General features: G+C 42.6%; 2 protein-coding genes. Both read left to right on the forward strand.

What is annotated here, in order from left to right; all coding sequences use genetic code 11:
• Window positions 1-1,061: peptidylprolyl isomerase (locus HZC45_08990; protein ID MBI5683275.1), on the forward strand; the 1,061-nt coding region annotated here is incomplete at its 5' end.
• Between the two features lie 42 nt (window positions 1,062-1,103).
• On the forward strand, window positions 1,104-3,001 hold a 1,898-nt coding region (locus tag HZC45_08995), incomplete at its 3' end, for a hypothetical protein (protein MBI5683276.1).

Below are 3,001 nucleotides of genomic sequence, written 5' to 3' on the forward strand. Positions count from 1 at the left end.
AGAAAGAGGAAGAAAAGAAAGAGGCCCATAAAGCGGCTGATAAAGAGAAAGTTGATAAAGAAAAGCCTGAAAAAGAAAAGGTAGATGCGTCAAAGGAAGATACAAAGAAAGAAGCCGATGCATCAGATAAAAAAGAAGAGACTTCGAAGATGTCGGCCAGAGACAGGGAAGCGATTAGAAAGGGTTTTTTTGACATGAAATCGCGGGCAAGGGAGAAGGAGTATTTTGATGAACTTAAAAAAAAGGCAAAGGTGAAAATAGAGACGGAGATTTTAAATGCATTATCCCGCGATAAAACTGAACTTTTTAGCAAAGTTGTTGCAGATGTGAATGGCGAATCCATATTAGGTATAGATGTGCTGCGAGAGTTGAATGTTTCTAAGACACAGGATGATGATGCAAAAAAGAATATCATTGAAAGGCTTATCCTCTATAAGATTCTTGATCAGGAGGCGATAAACAGAGGTTACGAAGATGATGAAGGGATCAAGTCCAAGACAAAGAAATATATGGAACAGCAACTTATAGAGCAGTTCAAGAGAAAGGCTGTCCTTCCTGCAATAAAAGTTGACGAGGCGGATATTTTGGGATATTATAAGGTAAACCAGGAAAAATACAAGGAGTCCGACAGGGTAAGCTTAAGGATGATACATTTGATGAATGAGGATGAGGCAAAGGCTATATTTGATGACATTAAAAAAGGCGGTGATTTTTCATATCTTGCAAGAGAAAAATCAGTTGACCCTTCCAGAGATAAAGGCGGTGATATTGGTTGGGTGCCGACAAACCAGATCTCAGATGATATTAATAAGGCTATTCATGAAGCAAAGGAAGGCGAGATATTAGGGCCATTTCCATTGCAGGGTGGTTATGCGATTATAGAGTTTCGCGGCCTTGAAAAAGGCGCCTATGTGCCGCTTGATACTGTGCGAAATGAAATAGATATGGCAATCGGCAGGGAAAAGTTTAATGCCACGTTAAATGGGTATGTCAAACGGTTAAGGGAAACTGTGCCGATAGAAATAGATCAGAAAGAACTTGACAGGATGCAGGGCAGGTAAGCCTTGCGGCAATTTAGCGACAACGTATCGGGAGGGAAAAGATTGAAGTCTATTCGCTTTTTGTTGTTGGTAACCCTTGTGGCGGCTTTGGCGCTGACCGGTTGTATGCCGAGGGTAGTCAGAAAGTCTTGTGCAGAGTGCCACCAGAAGGAGATGTTGAAATATAAGGAGGGGAAACTCCACAAGCCTCTCGCCGACAACAAATGCGAAGATTGTCACATACCGCACGGCCTTATCGGGGCGTTAAAACTAAAGGAGAACGATGCAAAACTCTGCTATCAGTGCCACGAAAAGGACAGGCCAAAACTTGAAAAGGCGCCTCTACATACACCATTAACGCAAGGTGTATGCCTCAAATGTCATAATCCACATTCTTCAAAGTTAAAGGGGCTTGCAAGGATATCAGGAAATGACTTGTGCTATCTTTGCCATGCAAAGGAACCTTTTACAAAAAAGACCGTGCACAAGGCAGTTACAGATGGCTGCGATAACTGCCACAATCCACATTCTTCGGAGCATGGCTACAACCTGCTTGATAAAGGCAACAAGTTATGCGAAAAGTGCCATGATGTAAATGCCACAAAATTTACAGATGCGCACTTTAATTACAAGGTGGCAGGAACTAACTGTCTTTCATGTCATACCCCACATTCCTCATCAGGAGATAAACTTGTAAGAGAATATACTCATGGACCATTCGGCCAGAGAAAATGCAGCGATTGTCATAATCCTACTGATTCAAAAGAACCGTTAAAAACAAGGCTTAAGGCTGATAAACTTTGTTATAGTTGTCATACCGGCCAGGAAAATGGGTTTAAAAAGATGCATATCCATTCGCCTGTTCTCAAAGGAGATTGCACGGTTTGCCACAGCCCTCACGCATCTGACCAAAAGAATGAACTTTTAATAGCGGAAAAACCGCTCTGCTATAGTTGTCACAAAGATACAGAAAAGAAACATGCGAAGAAATTTACCCATACTGCAATAGCAAAGGGAAACTGCTCCGGATGCCATGAGCCGCATGCCTCAGACAATAAAGATGTGCTCAGAGCAGTTGGCGCAGAACTTTGTTATAAGTGTCATAATAAGGATGGCTTTGTTAAGGCAGTAACGCATGCCCCTGTTGCTCAGGATAGTTGTTTGCCGTGCCATGATGCGCATGCATCAGATTATAAATTTGAGTTAGTTTCACCGCTTGGAGATCTGTGTTATAGCTGCCACAGTCTGGAGAAAAAGAAATTTGATAAGGTAACAAGGCACCCCAAGGTGAGAGAAGGCGCATGCACTGCCTGCCACAATCCGCATGCAACCGAGACAAAAAAGCTTACCTTGCTAAAACAAGAGGAGTTATGCTTTAAATGCCATTCCTCTTTGCTAAAGAATATAAATTCAGAAGGAGATGGAAGCCATCCTGTCTTTAAGGAAGGTAAATGTCTCAGTTGTCATGATGCGCATGCCAGCAATAACATAAAACAATTGATAGAAGAAGGCGGAAGGCTTTGTTATGGCTGTCATAAAGACACCAAGATTGGTTTTCAGATTGCAAAATATCCGCATAAGCCGGCGCTTAATGAAAAATGTGTCGCCTGCCACAGGCCGCACGGCAGTAAAATAAAAGGGCTTTTGCCGCGGCCGCTCAAAAGCCAGTGTCTTTCCTGCCATTCCGAATTTGAGAAAAGTTTAAAGGAAAAGGATATTGTTACCCATAAGCCTGTTACAGACGGAGATTGCCAGAAATGCCATTCTGCGCACTACGCAAATGAGAGAGGATTGCTGATTGCTAAAGGAGATACGCTCTGTAATACATGCCACGCAAATCAGGATGATGCAAAATTTATGAAAGCGCATGGTAATATCTCTATAAAAGGCGCTGACTGCCTCGGCTGCCATGAGCCTCATGCAGGCAAGGATAAGAGGCTTTTACATAAGACAATGCATGC

The sequence above is a fragment of the Deltaproteobacteria bacterium genome, assembly GCA_016223005.1.
In the GTDB taxonomy this organism is placed as follows: domain Bacteria; phylum Desulfobacterota; class GWC2-55-46; order UBA9637; family GWC2-42-11; genus JACRPW01.